Origin of the sequence: Chenggangzhangella methanolivorans (assembly GCF_019797865.1) — a bacterium.
In the GTDB taxonomy this organism is placed as follows: Bacteria; Pseudomonadota; Alphaproteobacteria; order Rhizobiales; family Methylopilaceae; genus Methylopila; species Methylopila methanolivorans.
In genome coordinates this window covers 5,181,158-5,199,715 of the sequence record NZ_CP081869.1, presented here as the reverse complement: position 1 = coordinate 5,199,715, position 18,558 = coordinate 5,181,158, and the positions used below count along the sequence as shown (strand labels likewise).

General features: G+C 69.0%; 16 protein-coding genes, 2 tRNA genes and 3 pseudogenes. 5 read left to right on the top strand and 16 right to left on the bottom strand.

The annotated features are described in order from the left end of the window. Positions 1–4: 4 nt before the first annotated feature. The 5 genes and pseudogenes from selA to fdnG form a co-directional block, all read right to left on the bottom strand. A complete protein-coding gene (selA, locus tag K6K41_RS27400) occupies positions 5–1,441 on the bottom strand; it encodes an L-seryl-tRNA(Sec) selenium transferase (RefSeq protein WP_261403149.1) in 1,437 nt (478 codons plus the stop codon). 58 nt (positions 1,442–1,499) lie between these two features. Then, entirely contained in the window at positions 1,500–2,405 is a 906-nt protein-coding gene (fdhE, locus tag K6K41_RS27395) for a formate dehydrogenase accessory protein FdhE (RefSeq protein ID WP_261403148.1), read from the bottom strand. A gap of 273 nt (positions 2,406–2,678) precedes the next feature. Continuing rightward, complete coding sequence (locus K6K41_RS27390; protein ID WP_261403147.1) at positions 2,679–3,353, bottom strand: formate dehydrogenase subunit gamma; 675 nt, start codon at positions 3,351–3,353, stop codon at positions 2,679–2,681. Beyond that, complete coding sequence (gene fdxH, locus K6K41_RS27385; protein ID WP_261403146.1) at positions 3,353–4,294, bottom strand: formate dehydrogenase subunit beta; 942 nt, start codon at positions 4,292–4,294, stop codon at positions 3,353–3,355. The genes K6K41_RS27390 and fdxH overlap by 1 nt, the downstream gene beginning before the upstream one ends. Positions 4,295–4,309: 15 nt before the next feature. Beyond that, positions 4,310–7,395, bottom strand: a pseudogene (fdnG, locus tag K6K41_RS27380) (formate dehydrogenase-N subunit alpha). A 198-nt stretch (positions 7,396–7,593) separates the two neighbouring features. Between fdnG and K6K41_RS27375 the strand changes: the two are divergent. The 4 genes from K6K41_RS27375 to K6K41_RS27360 all read left to right on the top strand — a co-directional run bounded on the left by K6K41_RS27375 (position 7,594) and on the right by K6K41_RS27360 (position 9,263). Further along, a complete protein-coding gene (locus tag K6K41_RS27375) occupies positions 7,594–7,857 on the top strand; it encodes a sulfurtransferase TusA family protein (protein ID WP_261405844.1) in 264 nt (87 codons plus the stop codon). Positions 7,858–7,992: 135 nt separating this feature from the next. Next, entirely contained in the window at positions 7,993–8,247 is a 255-nt protein-coding gene (locus K6K41_RS27370; RefSeq protein ID WP_261403145.1) for a hypothetical protein, read from the top strand. Positions 8,248–8,268: 21 nt separating this feature from the next. After that, the gene (locus K6K41_RS27365) at positions 8,269–8,673 is read left to right on the top strand and encodes a collagen-like protein (protein ID WP_261403144.1); all 405 of its coding nucleotides are present in this window, start codon (positions 8,269–8,271) and stop codon (positions 8,671–8,673) included. 513 nt (positions 8,674–9,186) lie between these two features. Next, positions 9,187–9,263, top strand: a tRNA-Lys gene (locus K6K41_RS27360). Positions 9,264–9,324: 61 nt separating this feature from the next. On the opposite strand, the gene K6K41_RS27355 is transcribed toward K6K41_RS27360, so the two are convergent. The 10 genes and pseudogenes from K6K41_RS27355 to coaD form a co-directional block, all read right to left on the bottom strand. After that, a complete protein-coding gene (locus tag K6K41_RS27355; RefSeq protein WP_261403143.1) occupies positions 9,325–9,531 on the bottom strand; it encodes a hypothetical protein in 207 nt (68 codons plus the stop codon). Then, a complete protein-coding gene (locus K6K41_RS27350) occupies positions 9,528–11,462 on the bottom strand; it encodes an HlyD family type I secretion periplasmic adaptor subunit (RefSeq protein ID WP_261403142.1) in 1,935 nt (644 codons plus the stop codon). Before K6K41_RS27350 ends, K6K41_RS27355 begins: the two co-directional genes overlap by 4 nt. Then, a complete protein-coding gene (locus K6K41_RS27345; protein WP_261403141.1) occupies positions 11,459–12,763 on the bottom strand; it encodes a type I secretion system permease/ATPase in 1,305 nt (434 codons plus the stop codon). The genes K6K41_RS27350 and K6K41_RS27345 overlap by 4 nt, the downstream gene beginning before the upstream one ends. After that, positions 12,679–13,200 carry a type I secretion system permease/ATPase gene (locus K6K41_RS27340; protein WP_261403140.1) on the bottom strand — a complete coding sequence of 174 codons (522 nt, stop codon included), beginning with the start codon at positions 13,198–13,200 and terminating at the stop codon, positions 12,679–12,681. Before K6K41_RS27340 ends, K6K41_RS27345 begins: the two co-directional genes overlap by 85 nt. Positions 13,201–13,389: 189 nt before the next feature. Further along, positions 13,390–14,507, bottom strand: a pseudogene (tgt, locus tag K6K41_RS27335) (tRNA guanosine(34) transglycosylase Tgt). Between the two features lie 145 nt (positions 14,508–14,652). Further along, positions 14,653–15,739: pseudogene (gene queA / locus K6K41_RS27330) on the bottom strand (tRNA preQ1(34) S-adenosylmethionine ribosyltransferase-isomerase QueA). 49 nt (positions 15,740–15,788) lie between these two features. Further along, on the bottom strand, positions 15,789–16,238 hold the full coding sequence (locus K6K41_RS27325; RefSeq protein ID WP_261403139.1) for a DMT family transporter: 450 nt from the start codon (positions 16,236–16,238) through the stop codon (positions 15,789–15,791). Between the two features lie 19 nt (positions 16,239–16,257). Next, positions 16,258–16,722 carry a peptidylprolyl isomerase gene (locus K6K41_RS27320; RefSeq protein WP_261403138.1) on the bottom strand — a complete coding sequence of 155 codons (465 nt, stop codon included), beginning with the start codon at positions 16,720–16,722 and terminating at the stop codon, positions 16,258–16,260. A 20-nt stretch (positions 16,723–16,742) separates the two neighbouring features. After that, positions 16,743–17,279 (bottom strand): peptidylprolyl isomerase, encoded by a 537-nt coding sequence (locus K6K41_RS27315; RefSeq protein WP_261403137.1) that lies wholly within the window; start codon positions 17,277–17,279, stop codon positions 16,743–16,745. A 29-nt stretch (positions 17,280–17,308) separates the two neighbouring features. Beyond that, a complete protein-coding gene (gene coaD / locus K6K41_RS27310) occupies positions 17,309–17,806 on the bottom strand; it encodes a pantetheine-phosphate adenylyltransferase (RefSeq protein ID WP_261405843.1) in 498 nt (165 codons plus the stop codon). Positions 17,807–18,030: 224 nt separating this feature from the next. Here coaD and K6K41_RS27305 point away from each other — a divergent pair, with 224 nt between their 5' ends. Further along, positions 18,031–18,207 carry a hypothetical protein gene (locus K6K41_RS27305; RefSeq protein ID WP_261403136.1) on the top strand — a complete coding sequence of 59 codons (177 nt, stop codon included), beginning with the start codon at positions 18,031–18,033 and terminating at the stop codon, positions 18,205–18,207. Positions 18,208–18,398: 191 nt separating this feature from the next. Here K6K41_RS27305 and K6K41_RS27300 read toward each other — a convergent pair. Then, positions 18,399–18,473: transfer RNA gene (locus K6K41_RS27300), tRNA-Ser, on the bottom strand. Between the last annotated feature and the right edge of the window lie 85 nt (positions 18,474–18,558).

The following is an 18,558-nucleotide window of genomic DNA, read 5'->3' as shown; positions in this document are numbered from 1 at the left end:
CAGGTCATGGCCGTCCCTCCGCGCCCGCGGCGAGTCCGAGCTCGAACAGGCTGCGGCCGAATTCGGCCTCGTCGTCGAGCCCGCGCAGGTCCAGCAGCAGCCTGTCGTCGGCGATGCGGCCGATGATGGGGGTCGCAAGCGCGCGCATGGCGGCCGAGAGACGCGTCAGCGCTCCCCCGCCGCCGGAGAGCGCCTCGATCGCAAGGCCCGCGCTTGGAATGGAGGCGAGCGGCAGCGCGCCGGAGCCGATCTGGCTTTCGAGATCGACGGTCGCGACAGAGAACTGCGATCCGATCGCGCCCTCGAGGCTCGGCCGGAAGCGCTCGGCGAGCCGCTTCAGCTTCTCGGCCGGACGGGTGAGCAACGCGAGCGTCGGCAGCCGCTCGGCGAGGCGGTCCGGATCGCGATAGAGCCGCAGCGTCGCTTCGAGGCCGGCGAGCCGAAGCTTGTCGAGCCTCAGGGCCCGCTTCAGGTGGTTCTTGGCGAGCCGCCGCACGAGATCGCGGCGTCCCACCACGACGCCGGCCTGCGGGCCGCCCAGCAGCTTGTCGCCCGAGAAGGTGACGAGGTCGGCCCCGTCCGCGACCGCTTCCTGCACCGTGCGCTCGCGCTGGAGGCCCCATGTCGTCAGGTCGACCAGCACGCCCGAGCCGAGATCGTCCACCAGCGGAACGCCGCGCTCGCGGGCGACGGGGGCGAGCTCGCGGGCCGTCACCTCCTTGGTGAAGCCCTCGATCCGGTAGTTCGACGGATGCACCTTCATCAGAAGCGCGGTCGCGGGCCCGATGGCGTCGGCGTAATCGGCGAGATGGGTGCGGTTGGTGGTGCCGACCTCGACGAGCCGCGCGCCGGCGCGGCTCATGATCGAGGGCATGCGGAACGCGCCGCCGATCTCGATCAGCTCGCCGCGCGACACGATGGTCTCGCGCCCGTCCGACAGCGAATTGAGCGTCAGCAGCACGGCCGCCGCGTTGTTGTTGACCGCGACCGCGTCCTCCGCGCCGGTGAGCTCGCGCAGGAGGCCGCGGACATGATCGTCGCGCTCGCCGCGGGCGCCGCCCGAGAGGTTGAACTCGAGCGCGGTCGGGCTGCGCATGGCCGCCACCACGGCCGCGATCGCCTCCTCGGCGAGGAGCGCGCGGCCGAGATTGGTGTGCAGCACAGTGCCGGTGAGGTTCAGCACCCGGCGCTGGCTCGGCCGCTCGTCGGCCTCGAGCCGAAGCGAGGCGGCGGCGGCGATCCGCTCGGGCGAGACGTCGAGCTCGACGCCGGAGAGCCAGGCGGGCCTCAGCTCCGACAGCGCCGCGCGGACGGCCGCGACGGTCGCGGTCCGGCCATGGCGTTCGGAGGCGATCTGCGCCGCCTCCGCGGCCAGAACGCGGTCGACGGAGGGCAGCGGCGCACGGGCGTTGGCCGGAGCGAGGCTCGACTGGTCACTCATCTCGGCTTGCGGTCGCTCGTCGGGACGTTGAGGGCGGGCCGAACCGCCCGCCCGCTCATCAATAGCCCAGAAGATAGGGATTGAAAGCCGCGCGCGCCCAGCCCTCCTCGCGCAGCTTCAGGTCGAGCCCGAGGGTGGCGACGTCGTCGGCGACCGGATCGACGTCCGGCACGACATGCTGGTGCATGATCTTCACGTAGGTCTTGCAGCTGTCGCAGGTCTCGGCGCGCACGGGCGCGCGGGCCTCGGCCTGCTCCTTGGCGCGAAGGCCGCGCGTGGCCTTGGGCTCGGCCCCATCCTCCTCGGGCGCGAGCTCGCGATAGGCGATGCCCGCGGTCGAGTCGCAGGCGACGCACTTGACCCGGACATGGTTCCACAACGTCGCGCAGAGCGCGCAGGAGACGAAGCGCGCGCCGTGGGCGGCGGTCCAGCCGACCACGAGGCTCGCGACCGGCGGCCCGCCGCAGGCCGGACACGCGCCCGTGCCGACCGGCGACAGCCTCTCGGCGTCGAGACCGGCGGCGACGCGGGCGAAATGCACCTGAAGCGCCGCCGCGGCGAAGACGTGGGAGGCGAGCGTCTCGACGCCCGGCGCGCCTTCGAGCGCCTGGACGAGCGCCGTGCGGCGGGCCTCGGCATCGTTTGCGAGCTTGGCGCGCGCGGCCGCCGCGGGCTCCGGCATGTTCACCGCCACCGCCTTGTCGAGCAGCCGCTCAAGCGTCGTGAGCGCCGCCCCGTCGGGTTCGAAACGGGCGCGGTCGAGCGGCGGCATGGAGAAATCGAGCGCGCGCTCCATCGCCTCGGTCGAGGGCGGGCGCGGCGCGGGCAGGCTCGGCTGGATGTCGTGCTGGATCTGGCTGAGCTCGGCGAGGAACGTCAGGTAGTCGGCGAGCGGATGATCTTCGGCGAGGTCGCGAAACCGCGCGGCGCGGGCCGCGAACATGGTCTCGGGCGCCGGAAGCACCGCGAAGGGCGGCTTCGGGTGACGCCGATGACGTTGGGGGACGGCTCGAGGACGCTCGGTCCGGCCATGCTTACGCTCCGTTCGGAAATAACCGGCGCCGCCCTTGTCCCGGACTTGATCCGGGACCCAGAAACGTCGTCCGTTCCGGACGACGCGGGTCGGCCGGCGACTTCTTGAACTATGTCGTGGATACGGGTCCCGGCTCAAGGCCGGGACAAGAGGTCGGCGGCGGGATCCGACCGTGAGGCCCGATCCCGCCGCAGCCCGATCAGCTCACTCGCCGGCTTCCTTGCCGCCGCGGGCTTCGCGGCGCAGCCATTTGCGGTGATGCCGCCAGGCCCAGCCGCCGGTGACCCGGCCCTGCGTCATGCTCGACACCGTGCCGCGCACCCAGATGCCGGCATAGACGTGCACGACGATCAGCAGGATGGCGAAGAACGCCATCACCGCATGGACGAGCGCCGCCAGCCGGTTGGTGTCGATCGACACGTACCCGCCGAAATACTGGTCCCAGATGATGAGCCCCGAGCAGAACAGCACGAGGATCATCAGCGACTGGCCCCAGAACACGCCCTTCTGGCCGGCGTTGTATTTCTCGAGCTCGGGCAGCTTCTCCTCGTCGCCCTTCACCACGTCGCCGATCTTGGAGATCCACTTCGTGTCGTCCTGGTTCCAGAGGTTGGCCCTCCAGAACTGCAGGAACATGCCGAAGAACGAAATGACGAGCAGCACGCCGAGCCAGGGGTGGATGACGCGCGTGAGCGCGCCTCCGCCGAAGAGCCCGGTGAGGAAGAACAGGCTCGGATGGAACAGCGCGAGACCGCTCAGGGCGAGCGCCACGAAGGTGAGCGCCGTGATCCAGTGGTTGACCCGCGCGAAGGCCGAGTAGCGGTGGACGTAGGTCCGCTCCCGGGCCGCCGGAGCGCGGTGTTCGATGTCGATCGCCATCAGACCCGCGCCTCCGGACCGTCTCCGCCAGAGGTCTTCGCCCTGGTCGCCTCGATCAGCTCGGCCGCGTTCTCCTCGTCATGCTCGGAGACGCGGTTCGCCCCGACCACCGTGTGGTGGACGAAGGCGCCGATCGCCGCGAAGGCGAGAGCGCCGAGCGCCAGCACCTTGCCCGTGCCCTTCCACGCCGCGACCAGCGGGCTGATCTTCGGCTCATGCGGCAGGCCGGCGTAGATCTCCGGCTTGTCGTTGTGGTGGAGCACGTACATCACGTGAGTGCCGCCCACGCCCGCCGGATCGTAGAGGCCGGCGTTGGCGTAGCCGCGCGACTTCAGGTCCACGATGCGCTTCTCGGCCTGGGCCTTCATCGCGTCCTTGGTCCCGAACATGATCGCGGTGGTGGGACACGCCTTGGCGCATGCCGGCCCCTGGCCGACCGCGACGCGGTCGGAGCAGAGCGAGCACTTGTAGGCCTTGTGGTCCACCTTCGAGATGCGGGGAATGTTGAAGGGGCAGCCCTTCAGACAGTAGCCGCAGCCGATGCAGTTCTCGTGGATGAAGTCCACGATGCCGTTGGTGTACTGCACGATCGCGCCCGGGGCCGGACACGCCTTGAGGCAGCCCGGGTCGGAACAGTGCATGCAGCCGTCCTTGCGGATCAGCCACTCCATGTTCCCCGTGTCCGGGTTGTCCCATTCGGCGAAGCGCATCAGCGTCCACGAATGGGGGGTGAGGTCATGCGGGTTGTCGTAGACGCCCGTATTGACCCCGACCTCCTCGCGGAGGTCGTTCCATTCGAGGCACGCCGCCTGGCAGGCCTTGCAGCCGATGCACTTCGAGACGTCGATGAGCTTCGCCACCTCGATCTGGGCCCCGCCGGCGACGGCGGGGACGTCGGTCGAGGCCGAGCGGCGCAGCAGGTTGAGGGATTGGTTCGCCATATCTCTCGCCCTCCCTTACGCGATCGGACCCGAGGCCACGGCCTCGATGTTGACCAGGAACGCCTTGTATTCCGGCGTCTCGATGTTCGCGTCGCCCACGAAGGGGGTCAGCGAGTTCGGGTTGTGGCCCTTCTTCGCCGCGCCCATGAAGCCCCAATGCTGCGGGATGCCGACGATGTGCGTCGGCTTGCCGTCGACCATCATGGGCTTGATGCGCTTGGTGACCACGGCCTTGGCCTTGATCGAACCGCGGTTCGACCAGACCCGGACCCAGCCGCCCTTCGTGATGCCCTTCTCCTTCGCGAGCTCTTCGGAGATCTCGACGAAGAATTCAGGCTGCAGCGCCGCGTTGACCCGATTGTGCTTCGTCCACTGGTGGAAGTGCTCGGTCAGGCGGTAGCTGGTGGCCACGTAGGGGTACTTGTCCGACGAGCCGAGCGCCGCGAAGTCCGCCTTGAAGATGCGCGCGGCGGGATTGCCGCGGATCTTCGGGGCGACGGCGTTCGCGACCGGCGACTCGAAGGGCTCGTAGTGGGCCGGGAACGGTCCGTCCCGCATCATCTTGCGGGAGAAGAACCGCGCCACCCCTTCCGGGTTCATGATGAAGGGGCCGACGTTCTGCTCCGGCTTGAAGGCCGCGCCGTAGTCCGGCACGTCGATCCCGCCCCACTTCTCGCCCGTCCAGTAGACGAGCTTTCTCGTGTCGTCCCACGGCTTGCCCGCAGGGTCGGCCGAGGCGCGGTTGTAGAGGATGCGCCGGTTGGCCGGCCACGCCCAGGCCCATTTGGGCGCAAGTCCTGCGTCCTCCGGGTCGGTGTTGTCGCGACGGGCCATGTTGTTGCCGGACTCCGTCCAGCAGCCGGCGTAGATCCAGCAGAAGGACGTGGTGGAGCCGTCGTCGCGAAGCTGCGCGAAGCCGTCGAGCTGCTTGCCCTTCGCCACGATGACCTTGGTCGCGTCCTTGGGATCGAACACGTCGCCGAGCGCCGACCCGTTCATCTCCTTGGCGAGCTCCATGGGAGACGGCTCGCCGGGATCCGCGTAGGGCCAGTTCAGCTTGGTGATCGGATCGGGGAACGCGCCCCCTTCCGCCTCGTAGAGCTTCTTCAGGCGCAGATGGATCTGCGCCATGATCCACGTGTCGTGCTTGGACTCGTAGATCGGCTCCTGGCCCGGATAGTGCCACTGCAGCCAGCGGCCCGAGTTCACGAGCGAGCCCTCGTCCTCGGCGAAACAGCTCGTGGGGAGCTGGAACACCTCGGTCTTGATGTCGGCGCTCTTCACGTCGTTGTACTCGCCGTGATTCTCCCAGAAGCGGGAGGTCTCGGTCTCGAGCGGATCCATCGTGACGAGGAACTTGAGGTTCGACAGGCCCTTGGTGAGCTTGCCCCGGTCGGGGAAGGTCATCAGCGGGTTGAACCCCTGGCAGAAGTAGCCGGTCATCTTGCCCTGCGCCATCAGGTCGAAGGCGCGCAGGACGTCGTAGGTGACGTCGAGCTTGGGCAGGTAGTCATAGGCCCAGTTGTTCTCGGCCGTCGCGCTCGCGCCCCACATGGACTTGGCGAACGACACGTAGAAACTTCTTGTAGTTCTGCCAGAAGCTCATCTGGCCCGGCTGCAACGGCTTGAAGCCGCGCGTCGACATGTAGGCGTTGAAGTCCGGCTCCTTCTCCGTCGGCATCGTGAGATAGCCGGGGATCAGGTTGGACATCAGGCCGAGGTCGGTCAGGCCCTGGATGTTCGAGTGGCCGCGGAGCGCATTCATGCCGCCGCCGCGCACGCCGATGTTGCCCAGCAGCAGCTGAATCATCGCCATGCAGCGGATGTTCTGCGAGCCCTTCGAATGCTGGGTCCAGCCGAGCGCGTACATCGACGTCATGGTCTTGGTCGGCGTCGAGCACGTTGCGATCATCTCGGCGACCTTCAGGAACTTGTCCTTGGGCGAGCCGCAGATCTTCTCGACCAGCTCCGGCGTGTAGATCGCGAAGTGCTTCTTCATCAGCTGGAAGACGCAGTTCGGATCCTGCAGCGTCGGATCAGTCTTGGCGAAGCCGTCCTCGCCCATCTGGTAGTCCCAGGTGGAGGTGTCGTAGCCGCGCTTGGCCTCGTCGTAGCCGGTGAACAAGCCGTCGGCGTAGCCGAAGCCCGGATTCACCAGATAGGCGACGTTGGTGTAGTTCTTGACGTACTCATGCTGGATTTTATCGTTTTCCAGCAAGTACTTGATGACGCCGCCGAGGAACGCGATGTCGGTTCCGGGACGGATCGGGCAATAGTAGTCGGCGACCGAGGCCGTGCGCGTGTAGCGCGGATCGACCACGATGAGCTTCGCGCCGCGGTTCTCCTTGGCCTTGACGACCCATTTGAACCCGCAAGGGTGAGCTTCAGCAGCGTTGCCACCCATGACGACGACGAGATCCGTCGAGGCGATGTCGCCCCAGGAGTTCGTCATGGCGCCGCGACCGAATGTTGGGGCGAGACTCGCCACCGTCGGTCCGTGTCAGACGCGCGCCTGGTTGTCGAACACCACCATGCCGGCCGAACGCACGACCTTGTAGGTCAGCACGGCCGTCTCGTTGGTCGTCGCGGACGCGGCGAGGAAGCCCGTGGTCGCCCAGCGGTTGACCGTCACGCCGTCCTTGGACTTCGCCACGAAGTTCGCGTCGCGGTCGTCCTTCATCAGGCGCGCGATGCGGTCGAGCGCCACGTCCCAGGAGACCCGCTCGAACTTGTCCGAGCCCGGCTTGCGGTGCATCGGGTACTTCAGGCGAGTGTCGGACCGCACGAAGTCGAGCAGGGCCGCGCCCTTGGGGCAGAGCGTCCCGCGCGTTCACCGGATGGTCCGGATCGCCCTCGATGTGCATGACGGTCTTGGGCAGGTTCGCCGAACCGTCGCCCGTGGAATACATCAGGACGCCACAGGCCACCGAGCAGTACGGGCAGGTGTTCCGGGTCTCCGTCGTCTTCGCGAGCTTGAACGGCCGCACAGTCTGGGCGAGAGCCTGTTCTGCGCCGCCGAAGCCCATCGCTCCGAGCGTCGTCCCGGCGACGCCCGCGCCCGCAGCCCGAAGGAACTGCCGCCGCGAAAGTTCGCCGATCATAGGGGAAGCATCCTCCCTCTCTAAAGCCGCCGTCCCCCATCGGAAACGGCCGATCCCTCGCCGGCCCTCGGCCGACGTATCGCTTCCGATTTAGAGTTCGAACCGTTCGAATGTCAAACGCCTCTAATCTGTTTTGCGACGCAAAAACCGTGATTTGAGAGTGATTTAAGGAGTTCTCTATTGGTTGATCGCAAAACTGTGGTTACGGCTGAAGCCCTTGGTGGCGCCGTCGCGCGCGCGCTCGACCTCCGGGGGCTCCATTGCCCCCTGCCCGTCCTCAAGATTCGCAAGGCGTTGGCGGGACTTGGTCCAGGCTTGGAACTGGTCGCCGTGACCGACGATCCGCTCGCCGCCGTCGACGTTCCAAACTTCGTGCGCGAGAGCGGCGACGCGCTTGTCGACGTCCGGCGCGAAGGCGCGGCGCGTGTGTTTCGCATCCGCAAGCGCGAATCGAGCGCGTGACGCCGCAGTGCGGCGCGCCTTAGCCTTGAGCGCACGCGGTGGCGTCATCGGGGGAACAAGACGTGGCCGACGCCGCGCCGGGTCTGCGCGCCTACGTAGAATTCCCTATTGCCGCGCAGCGTCGCGACGTCGACCATGGCTTACCTCCCGCTCGTCGAGACCCCCGCCATGCGCCGCGCTTTGTCACGCTCCTCGTGGGTCGCCGGCTCGGCCGCGGCCCTTCTTTTGGCTCCCGCCGTCCAGGCGGAGATTTCGGACCAGCCGCTCTTCGCCTGCTACGCGCCGACGGGGCCGCAGTCCGGGCGGGTGCGGCTCGTGCCCGCGGACGGCGTGTCGGGGTGCGGCCCCGAGGAGACCCGCGCGGAGCTCGCGGCGGGGGGACTGACCTGACGCGGCGACTGGACGGCGGGCGTGTCCTATGGGGCGAACGACGCCGTCGCTTACAAGGGCTCGAGCTACATCGCGCTGAAGAAGACCAAGGCGAAGCCGACCGACCAGACGGCCTGGGGCCGGCTTGCGGCGAAGGGCGGCGACGGCAAGGACGGCAAGAAGGGCCCGGCGGGCGAGGCGGGACCGCAGGGCGAAACCGGCCCCGCGGGCCCGGCCGGCCCGCAAGGAGCCGCAGGCCCCCAGGAGCCGCAGGCCCCCAGGGCGAGACCGGCGCAGCCGGGCCTCAAGGGCCCGCGGGCCCTCAGGGGAACGCCGGACCGGCCGGGCCAGCCGGACCCGCGGGTCCGCAAGGGCCGGTGGGCCCGACCGGCCCGCGCAGCGCCGGCGCATTCGTCTCGCAGAGCTCGACCGCGCTGTCTGCCCTGAACCTTGGATCCACGTTCACCGCGCCGCGGACCGCCCAATGCCTCCGTCAATCTCAGGCTGGAGATCGACGCCTACGACCTGCCGAGCAGCCCGCGCTCCGGCCGCTCGCTCACCACCTATTATTTGACGATGACCCGCAACGGCGTGTGGGAGACGGACGCCTACGCCACGTCGTTTTCCGACCTACATCTATGGCGACGCGACGCTTCCTCCCTCGACCGCGCCGTTCACCTGGCCGCAGCCGGCCTCGAACCGGAGCGCCACGTTCAGCGTGAACGCCGGCGACCAAGTCCTGCTCGGCGTCGCGTTCAACGAATCGAGATTGTGGACGAACGCGAAGCACTACGTCTCTTACAGCTACGACTGCTTCTGAGCGCGCGGGCGCGTCGAGCGCCGAAGCGGGCGACCGCGATATGCGGTCAACCGCGTTGCGACGGATCGCCCGATCTTCGCCAAGAAGGCTCGCGCGAAGCCGCGCGCGATGCTACAGGAGCCGCGCCCGCCGCTGCGGGAGGGCGCGTAGCTCAGCTGGTTAGAGCAACTGACTTTTAATCAGTAGGTCCTGGGTTCGAGTCCCAGCGCGCTCACCACCGCCTGTCTTTGTCGGCAGGCGGCGCAGTCTTCGTCCGGCATCCTCGAAGCAGATCAGGCTCACCGCTGCGGCGGGTCGATCACCGGCTGTTCCGGCGGGACCGGCTCATCGATCGACGGATCGACGCCGGGGTCGGGATTCGGCACGACATCGGGATCCTGCACCGGAACGCCGTCCGGCCCGGGCGGGGGCATGCCCGGCCCTCCAGGCGGCGGGATGTCGGGCCCGGGACCGGACGGGTTCGGGACGTTGGGGCCCCCGGTCACCTGCGGCCACCCATCGCCACCTTGCGGTTCTCGCCGAGATCGGGGCGCTCCTCCGACAAGCGCGCCTTCGCGATCTCGAACGCCACCGCCACGGGATTGCTCTTGCCGTCCCAGAACTCCCCGGCATGCGGATCGACGACCAGCAGGCGCACGTTCGCGTCCTCCGGGCCGCCGGGAAACCAGACCTTGGCCATCTCGTTGAAGCGGGCCTTGATGGCGGCGCGGTCGTTCGAGACGCGCGCCCTCCCCGAGATCGAGACGTAGTCCTGGCCCTTCGGGCTCGCGAAGGCGAGGCACACCTCCGGATCGGCCGCGATCTCCTCGTCCTTGTGGTGGCGGACGTCGGTGAGGAACGAGATCTCGCCCGTCGCCCGGTCAAGTTTGGCGTGCATCGGGCGCGCCCGCAGGCTTGCGCCGGATTTCGACGTCAGCATGCAGACGGCGATTTCCTCGACGAGGTCGTGCAGGCGGTCGATGTCGGACGTGCTGGACATGGAAGGTCTCCCAAAGAGGCTTTGGAAGACCAACAAAGCGCGGCGGCGGAGGTTCCCGCCGCCCTCGCTCACTGCTCCCGGAAGCTGCGCCGGAACGAGTGGATGACAGGCTCGAGGAAATACTCCATCGCGACCCGCTTCCTCGCCTCGACATAGGCCTCGACCGGCGAGCCGGGCTTCATGTCCTCGACCTTGGCGTAGGCCGCGAACGCCGATCGGTCGACCGCGACCTTGGCGAGATAGTAGGTCTCGTGGGTCTGCTCGTCCTTCAGCGCGTCGGCCGCGACGTGGGATGACGCGGCCCGGGATCATCGGCATGTCGCGCATCGGGAAGGTGGTGAAGGACACCCGCGCCATCTGTCCGGTTTCGATGTTGCGGATGTCCTGCGGCGAAACCCGCCCCTCGATGATGAGGTCGCCCTCGGTCGGCACGATCTGCATCAGGTCAGTGCCGGGCCGCACGACGCCGCCGACCGTCTTGGCCTGGCTGTTGATGACGTAGCCGGTCGCAGGCGCGATCACCTGCGTGCGCGTAAGGATGTCGGCGCTCGCGGAGAGCTTGGCGGCCATGCCGGCGATCTCAGAACGGGCCTTGGCGAGCTCGGTCGAGGCGTCGTTGAGGAAGGTGGTCTCGGCGTTTTCGAGGCTGATGCGCTTCTCGACCTTCTCGATCTCCGCGGTGCGGATCTGGGCGTTGAGCGACGCGATCTCGGTGTCGAGCTCGGAGCGACGGCGCTGCAGCTCCAGCATCTGGGGCTTTCGCGCCAGCCCCTTCTCCATGAGGCTGTTGATGTCCTCGAGCTGGATGTCGATCAGGCGCTTCTGGTCGGACGAGCCGGCGATCTTGCCCTTCGAGCCCTCGATCTGCGCGGTGAGCTTGTCGATCTGGGCGCGCAGCAGATCCTGCTTCTCCTTCAGCCCCCGCACGCTTGAGACGAACAGCGCCTGCTGGCCCTTCACGAAATCCGGGAACGTCGGGTCGCCCTCGGCGTCGGTGATCGACTGCGCGAAATCGACCTCCTTGGCGTTCGTGATCTGGGCGAAGAGACGCGCGGCCTCTGCCTCGCGGCGCGACATGGTGTTGCGCACCTGCCCGACCGCGGCGAGCGCCTGCGCGCGCTCGAGCGTGATCAGCGGCTGGCCCTTCTGAACGAGGTCGCCGTCGCGGGCGAGGATTTCGCTCACGATGCCGCCCTCGAGATGCTGGACCGACTTGCGGCTCGCCTCGGGGCCGACCGCGCCCTTGACCACCGCGCCGGCCGAGAGAGGAGCGGTCGAGGCCCAGACCGCAAAGCCCCCCATGAAGCCGAAGATCACCACGCCGCCCGCGAGCGCGACCCCGCGCAGGCGCGTGGCGAGCCGCGCGGGCCGCGGACGCATGTCCGGCAGCGCCTCGAAATCGGTTCCGTCGTCAGGGCCTGAGAGCCGTCCGGTCATCGCGAGCCTCCCGGGATGGAGCGGACGTTTTCGGACGGCGCCGGCGCCACGAGCTCGCGCAGCACCTCGGTCGCGGGCCCGAGCTTCTTGAGCTGGCCGTTCTGCATCACCGCCACCTTCGAGGCGAGATGGGCGAGCGCTGGCTTGTGCGTCACCATGATCACCGTCACGCCGCGCTCCTTCAGCGTCGAGATGCAGTTGACGAGCGCCCGCTCGCCCTCGCCGTCGAGGCTGGCGTTGGGCTCGTCCAGCACCACGAGGCGGGTCTCGCCGTAGACGGCGCGCGCAAGCGCGATGCGCTGGCGCTGGCCGCCGGAGAGCATCCCGCCGCCATTGGCGAGCAGCGTGTCGTAGCCCTGCGGCAGGCCGAGGATCAGCTCGTGGCAGCCCGCGAGCTTGGCGGCCTCGACCACGGCCTCGTCGTCAGGCTCGTCGAAGCGGGCGATGACGTCGCGCACGCGCCCGGTGAACAGCTCTGTGCCCTGCGCGAGATAGCCGACATATTTGCGCCGCTGGTCGTCGCGCCACAGCATGACGTCGCCGCCGTCGAGCCTGACCTTGCCGCGATGGGGCGCGCGCGATCCCACGATCGCGCGGCAGAGCGTCGACTTGCCCGAGCCCGACGGGCCGATGAAGGCCACGCTGTCGCCCGGCGCGATCTGCATCGAGACGTTGTTGATGATCGCCTTGTCGCCGCCCGGCGCGACCACCGTGACGTTCTCGATGGTGAGGCGCCCCTCGGGCTTCGGCAGCGCGATCGGATCCTCGACGCTCGCTCCGGCGGCGTTGAGCAGCGCCTCGATGCGCTTCCAGGCGAGGCGGCACTGCTGGAAGCCGCGCCAGGCCGCGATCGACTGGTCGAGCGGCGCGAGCGCGCGCGACAGCAGGATGGACGACGCGATCATGCCGCCCGGCGTGATGTGGCCGCCGAGCGAAAGCCAGGCGCCGAGCGCGAGCGTCATGATCTGCGCGACGACGCGCAGGAACTTGCCGGAGCCGATCGTGGCCGAGCTGCGGTTGGTGGCCTCGGCGAGCAGCGCCATCGAAAGCGCGTTGGCGCGACCCGCCTTTTCGGCGAGCGGCTTGGCCAGACCCATGGCCGCCACGGTGTCGACGTTGCGCGCGGCTTCCGCCAGAACGCGCTGCGCCTCCTGATGGCCCTGCTGGACCTTCTCGGCCGCGGGCTTGGTCAGGCGGTCGTTGACGAGCGCCAGGATCACGATGAGGAGCGCGAAGACCGCGCCCAGCAGACCGAGATAGGGTGGATCAGCGTGCAGCCGAGCAGGAACACCGGCATCCACGGCACGTCGCAGAGCGAGGGCAGCGTGGAGCCCGAAAGGAAGGTGCGCACGAGCCGCAGATCCTGGAACGGCGCGCCTTCCTGCGCGCCGAACTTCACCATGCCGCGCTCGGCTCCCATGGCGGCGGCGAACACCGGCTCGAACAGCGTGTCCTCGATCCACTCGCCGACGCGGGCGAGCGCGCGCAGGCGCAGCGACTCCAGCAGCGCGTAGACCGCGATCGCGCCGGCGGCGATCAGCGTGACGTAGATCAGCGTCTCGACCACGCCGCTGCGCAGCACGCGGTCATAGATCTGCATCATGTAGATGGAGGGCACGAGGAGCAGCAGGTTGATCGCGACCGAGAACACCGCCAGCAGCCCGATGGCGGCGCGCATCTCGACCCGCACCGACTTCAGGATCTTGGCGCCTGCGCCTTCGTTCTCGGCCTTCGCCATCGATGTCTCAACCCGTCCTGCGGCCACGCGTCTCGCGCCGACGCTCGCGCGAGCTATCTAGCACGTCCCGTCGCCGGAGCCTCTTATGTTCCTGCAACACGGCTGCTGCGCGGCAGGATGCGCGACGGATCACAACCATTCGTGAAGCGACAACCGAAATTTGCAAGCGCCCCGTCGAGCGCAACCGTTTTACGCGTCGCCGCGCGCCCATCCTGCGGTCGTTTCGGCGGCGTAGTCGGCGAACGCGCCCGAGGCGATCGCGGACCGGGCGCCGGCCGTGAGCGCCTGGTAATAGGCGATGTTGGCCCAGCTCAGCAGCATCATGCCGAGGATCTCGCCCGACTTCACGAGATGATGGAGGTAAGCGCGCGAATAGTCTCGCGCAGCAGGACAATCGCTCGTCTCGTCGAGCGGCCTCTTGTCCTCGGCGAAGCGCGCGTTCTTCAGGTTCATCTTGCCGAAGCGGGTGAAGGCCTGGCCGTGGCGGCCCGCGCGGGTCGGCATCACGCAGTCGAACATGTCGACCCCGCGCGCGATCGACTTCAGGATGTCGTCGGGCGTTCCGACGCCCATGAGATAGCGCGGCCGGTCCGAGGGAAGCTCCGGGACCGTCTCTCCGAGCATCGCCAGCATGACGTCCTGCGGCTCGCCGACAGCAAGCCCGCCGACCGCGTAGCCGTCGAAGCCGACGGCGACGAGCTCGCGCGCCGAGACCTTGCGCAGGTCCGCCTGGTCGCCGCCCTGCACGATGCCGAACAGCGCCCGCCCCTGCGGGCTGCCGAACGCCGCCTTTGAGCGCTCCGCCCAGGCGAGCGAGAGCCGCATGGCGCGCTCGACGTCGTCGCGCGGGGCCGGCAGCCGAACGCATTCGTCGAACTGCATGGTGACGTCGGCGCCGAGCAGCCGCTGGATCTCGACGGAACGCTCGGGCGTCAGCCGGTGGGTCGAGCCGTCGATGTGCGACTGGAACGTCACCCCGTCCTTGTCGAGCTTCCTCAGCGCGGCGAGCGACATCACCTGGAAGCCGCCGGAATCGGTGAGGATCGGCTTGTCCCAGCGCATGAACTCGTGGAGCCCGCCGAACGCCGCGACGCGTTCGGCGCCCGGCCGCAGCATCAGGTGATAAGTGTTGCCGAGCACGACGTCGGCCCCGGTCGCGGCCACCTGGTCGGCGTAGAGCGCCTTCACGGTCGCGGCCGTCCCCACCGGCATGAAGGCGGGGTGCGGATGCTTCCGCGCGGAAACACGAGTTCGCCTGTGCGCGCCGCGCCGTCGGTCGCGTGGACGTTGAAGGGGATACGGCTCATCGGGCGCCTGCGGAAATGAACTGCGTGCTTCGAGACGGCCCTGCGGGCCTCCTCAGCATGAGGACGGTTGAAGGTTCCGAGGAGCCGCGACGGTCCTCATGCTGAGGAGCCCGCCCGGGCAGGCGTCTCGAAGCACGCAGTTCCGTCACCGCTTCGCCTCCGGCAGGAACAGGCACGCGTCGCCATAGGAGTAGAACCGGTAGCGCTCGGCGACCGCATGGGCGTAGACGCGCTTCACCACGTCGAGGCCGGCGAAGGCCGAGATCAGCATCATCAGCGTCGAGCGCGGCAGGTGGAAGTTGGTGAGCAGCGCGTCGACCGCGCGGAAGCGGTAGCCCGGCGTGATGAAGATGTCGGTCTCGCCCGAAAACTCACCGATCAGTCCGTCCGGCGTCGCGGCGCTTTCGAGCAGCCGCGCCGACGTGGGTGCCGATCGCCAGAACCCGCCCGCCCTGCTCGCGAACCGCGTTGAGCCCCGCGGCGGTCCCGGCGTCGAGGTGGCCGGTCTCCGAATGCATGCGGTGGTCGTCGGTGTTCTCCGCCTTCACCGGCAGGAAGGTGCCGGCGCCGACATGGAGCACCGTCTCGTGGCGCGCGACGCCCCGCTCCCGCAGCCGCTCCATCAGCTCCGGCGTGAAGTGCAGTCCGGCGGTCGGGGCCGCGACCGCGCCCGGCTCGCGCGCGAACAGGGTCTGGTAGTCGTCGGCGTCGCGCGCGTCGGTCGCGCGCTTGCCCGCGATGTAGGGCGGCAGCGGCAGCTCTCCGGCCGCCGCGATCGCGGCGTCGAGGGCGGGCCCCGAGAGATCGAAGCGGAGCGTGACCTCGCCCTCGTCGCCCCTCGCCTCAACGGTCGCGTCGAGCCGGCCGAGAAGGCAGGCCTCGCCGCCCTCCCCAATCTCGATCCGGTCGCCGGAGCCAAGTTTCTTGGCGGGCCGCGCGAACGCCTTCCAGCGCGCGCCGTCGAGGCGCTGGTGCAGCATGATCTCGACCTTGGCCGAGGTCTCTCCGCGCAACCGCCGCCCATGGAGCCGCGCCGGGATGACGCGCGTGGCGTTCACCACCATGGCGTCGCGCTCGGTGAACAGGCGCGGGAGGTCTCGAACGGATAGGTCCTCGAGTTCGCGCTCGGCTCCCGGCCGCACCACGAGCAGCCGCGCGCTGTCGCGCGGGCTCGCCGGGCGGAGCGCGATCAGCTCCTCGGGGAGCTCGAAATCGAACAGCGAGACGTCCAAAGGGGCTCCGGAAGCCTTGGCTCCGGAGGCCGGAGCGTCACGAGAAGTCTCAGAAGAAGCGCACCAGCAGCGCGCCGCCGATCAGCATGCCGATCCCGGCCGCCCGAACGTAGTTGAACGGATGCACCGGCGTGCCGAGCGCGCCGAAATGATCGAGCGCGGAGGCCGCGATCAGCTGGCCGGCGATCGCGAACGCCATCGTGGCCGCGATCCCGACCCGCGGGGCCGCGAAGGTCACGGCCGTGACGAAGGCGGCGCCGAGCAGCCCGCCTCCGATCCACCATCCGGGCCCGAGAGCCTTCGCCGAGGCGAAGGCCTGGCCGACGCCGCCCGAAGCGAGCGCCAGCATGGTGAGGACGAACCCGCCGACCCAGAACGACACCGTCGCCGCGAGCACCGCGGAGCCGAGGCCCCGTGCGAGGCCCCCGTTCACGATGCCCTGCAGCGACAGGCCCATCCCGGCCGCGAAGACCGGGATGACGTAGAGCAGCTTGTCCATCCCCCGGGGAGCCTTTGGCTCAGCCAGCGTCGGCCGCGACCTTGATCGACAGGATCTTGTCGGGATCGCGCACGGGCTCGCCGCGCTTGATGTTGTCGACGTTGTCCATGCCTTCGGTCACCTTGCCCCAGACCGAATACTGGCCGTCGAGCCAGGGCGCGTCCTCGAAGCAGATGAAGAACTGGCTGTCGGCCGAGTTCGGGTCCATGGCGCGCGCCGCCGAAACGGTGCCGCGCACATGCTTCTCCTTGGAGAACTCGGCCTTCAGCTTCTTGCCGGAGCCGCCGGTGCCGGTGCCGTGCGGGCAGCCGGTCTGGGCCATGAAGCCGTCGATGACGCGGTGGAACGCGACGCCGTCGTAGAAGCCCTCGCGGACCAGCTCCTTGACGCGCGCCACGTGGCCGGGCGCGAGGTCGGGCCGCATCTCGACCTTGATCGGGCCCTTTGTGGTCTCGATCAGAAGCGTGTTTTCGGGATCGCTCATTGTCTCTGGTCTCCTGAGGGTCAGCCGCCGAGACGGGCGGTCTTGACGATGTCCGGGCCGCTGACGGAGCCGCTCTGGCCCTGGCCCTTCTTGAGCTGGTCGACGACGTCCATGCCGCTCACGACGTCGCCCACGATCGTGTACTGGCCGTCGAGCCAGGGAGCCGCCGCGAAGCAGATGAAGAACTGGCTGTTGGCGCTGTTGGGATCGCCCGCGCGCGCCATGCCGACGGTGCCGCGCTTGAAGCTCTCGCGCGAGAACTCGGCGTCGACGTCGGGATATTTGGAGCCGCCCGTGCCGGTGCCGGTCGGGTCGCCCGTCTGGGCCATGAACCCTGAGATCACGCGGTGGAACGGCACGCCGTCGTAGAACTTCTCCTTCACCAGCGTCGTGATGCGCTCGACGTGCTTGGGCGCGAGATCCGGGCGCAGGCGGATGGTGACCGCGCCCTTGGAGGTGTCGAGCACGACGGTCGGCCCTGCGGGCGGCTTCGACTGCGCGAGCGCCGGCGCGGTCATCAGCGCAAGGGCCGTGAGGAGGGAAAGCCAGAGCTTCATCGGCGGAACCTCTCGGGAGAAGGCGGCGGTCAGGTGGCGGCGCGCGCGGCGAGGCGCGCGGCGACGGAAGGCGGCACGAAGGCGGAGGCGTCGCCGCCCATCGCGGCGATCTGGCGGACGAAGGTGGAGTTCACCGCGCGGACGGCGGCGCCTGCCGGCAGCAGCACGGTCTGGATGGCGGGCGCCATCGCCGCGTTCATGCCGGCCATCTGCATCTCGTAGTCGAAATCGGCCCCGTCCCGGACGCCGCGGATCAGCATCGAGGCGCCGGCGGCGGCGGCGGCTTCGACGACGAGCCCGCCGAAGGTCGCCACCTCGAAGGCGCAGCCGGCCTCGCGCGCGATCGGACCACAAGTCTCCTCGAGCATCGCCCGGCGCTCCTCGACGGAGAACAGCGGCGTCTTGCCGTGATGGGTTCCGATCGCGACCACGAGCCTGTCGGCGAGCCGGCAGGCGCGCGCGGCGAGGTCGAGATGTCCGTTCGTCACGGGATCGAAGGACCCGGGATAGAAGGCGACGCGCGGCATAAGATCCGGAAGCTTCGAGGGCGAGGCGCTGTGGTCCCGGCCGCGCGCCAAGGCGTTCTTGGCGCTCGGCCCTTTGCGGGGCCGGCCGTCCCTTACCCCGGCGCGCACGGGCTCCGCAACCCTCGCGGCCCGATCTCCGCCAGTGAACGATCGATGAACAGGGGCGCCAGAGTGCGTTCAGTCGCGGTCGATATGGTGTCCCACGAACATCAAGGGAGCACGCGATGACGGGAACGGAGACGCGCACGGGGCATCTGAAGACGGCGATCGCCGCCTTCGCGATCCTCTATGCGGTCGCCGCTCTCGCTGCGCTTGCGACGGCGACGACGGGCGGGGGACGTTCGGCGTTGGAGCGACTGGGCGCGGCGGGCTTCCTCGAACAGAGCCCCCTCGGGCGTTGACCCCCGCCTTGACAGGCGTCGGTGACGGATTCCCGCCCCTCTCCGCACCGGAAGCGCACGAGGACGCCCGGCCGTCTGGGGAACGGCCGGGCGACCAGTCTTAAGGTTTCGACTGGCGACCCCAGGCTTCGGCTGGCGAAGCCCCAAATGCGAAACGGCGTCCCGCGCAAGCTGGACGCCGTTTCGTCATCTGGAGGCCCGACCTGGAGTTGAACCAGGATGCGAGGACGTTCCCGCCCCCTGGGTAGCCATTCCCCCACCGGGCCGCGACGGGAATTTCCCATGGGCGGCCGCCGCGGAGCAAGGGCGCAAAGGCGGCTTGCACGTTTACCCGTCGGTATCCTTAACGAA

Coding starts and splice junctions, on each gene's coding strand:
- selA (WP_261403149.1), bottom strand. CDS start 1,441: ATGAGTGACCAGTCGAGCCTCGCTCCGGCCAACGCCCGTGCGCCGCTG.
- K6K41_RS27390 (WP_261403147.1), bottom strand. CDS start 3,353: ATGGCGATCGACATCGAACACCGCGCTCCGGCGGCCCGGGAGCGGACC.
- fdxH (WP_261403146.1), bottom strand. CDS start 4,294: ATGGCGAACCAATCCCTCAACCTGCTGCGCCGCTCGGCCTCGACCGAC.
- K6K41_RS27370 (WP_261403145.1), top strand. CDS start 7,993: ATGGCTTACCTCCCGCTCGTCGAGACCCCCGCCATGCGCCGCGCTTTG.
- K6K41_RS27350 (WP_261403142.1), bottom strand. CDS start 11,462: ATGACCGGACGGCTCTCAGGCCCTGACGACGGAACCGATTTCGAGGCG.
- K6K41_RS27340 (WP_261403140.1), bottom strand. CDS start 13,200: ATGGCGAAGGCCGAGAACGAAGGCGCAGGCGCCAAGATCCTGAAGTCG.
- K6K41_RS27325 (WP_261403139.1), bottom strand. CDS start 16,238: ATGGACAAGCTGCTCTACGTCATCCCGGTCTTCGCGGCCGGGATGGGC.
- K6K41_RS27320 (WP_261403138.1), bottom strand. CDS start 16,722: ATGAGCGATCCCGAAAACACGCTTCTGATCGAGACCACAAAGGGCCCG.
- K6K41_RS27315 (WP_261403137.1), bottom strand. CDS start 17,279: ATGAAGCTCTGGCTTTCCCTCCTCACGGCCCTTGCGCTGATGACCGCG.
- coaD (WP_261405843.1), bottom strand. CDS start 17,806: ATGCCGCGCGTCGCCTTCTATCCCGGGTCCTTCGATCCCGTGACGAAC.
- K6K41_RS27305 (WP_261403136.1), top strand. CDS start 18,031: ATGACGGGAACGGAGACGCGCACGGGGCATCTGAAGACGGCGATCGCC.